This is a genomic window from Lactobacillus nasalidis, from assembly GCF_016587775.1.
In the GTDB taxonomy this organism is placed as follows: domain Bacteria; phylum Bacillota; class Bacilli; order Lactobacillales; family Lactobacillaceae; genus Lactobacillus; species Lactobacillus nasalidis.
Map to the genome: position 1 here is coordinate 1 of NZ_BOCG01000012.1, position 841 is coordinate 841.

Annotated in this window: 1 rRNA gene; it reads left to right on the forward strand. The window is 52.6% G+C overall.

The features are described from left to right. Nucleotides 1-841: ribosomal RNA gene (locus lacNas_RS00095) — 23S ribosomal RNA — on the forward strand; the annotation flags it as partial.

Here is an 841-nt window from a genome sequence, read left to right on the forward strand (position 1 = left end):
AGGGCGAGAAGTTGGCTGATGCAGACCCGAAACCAAGTGACCTACCCATGACCAGGTTGAAGGCGCGGTAAAACGCGCTGGAGGACCGAACCCACGTAAGTTGAAAATTGCGGGGATGAGTTGTGGGTAGCGGTGAAATTCCAAACGAACTTGGAGATAGCTGGTTCTCTCCGAAATAGCTTTAGGGCTAGCCTCGCAAAGAGGATGCTGGAGGTAGAGCTCTGTTTGGACTAGGGGCCCGTCAGGGGTTACTGAATCCAGATAAACTGCGAATTCCAGACATTTATGTGCGGGAGTCAGACTGCGAGTGATAAGATCCGTAGTCGAAAGGGAAACAGCCCAGATCACCAGTTAAGGTCCCAAAATTCATGCTAAGTGGAAAAGGATGTGGAGTTGCGCAGACAACTAGGACGTTGGCTCAGAAGCAGCCATCATTCAAAGAGTGCGTAATAGCTCACTAGTCGAGTGACGCCGCGCCGAAAATTTACCGGGGCTAAGCATGATACCGAAACTGTGGATGTGCATTTATTGCACGTGGTAGGAGAGCGTTCTAGCGGCGGTGAAGCATGATCGAGAGGACATGTGGAGCTTCTAGAAGTGAGAATGCCGGTATGAGTAACGAAAGACAGGTGAGAATCCTGTCCGCCGCAAGACTAAGGTTTCCTGGGGCAGGCTCGTCCGCCCAGGGTAAGTCGGGACCTAAGGCGAGGCCGAGAGGCGTAGTCGATGGACAACAGGTTGAAATTCCTGTACTGCACCGAATCGTTATGAGCGATGGAGGGACGCAGGAGGCTAGCAGCGCGTGGTGCTGGATACCACGTTCAAGCGTCAAGTCTGAAAG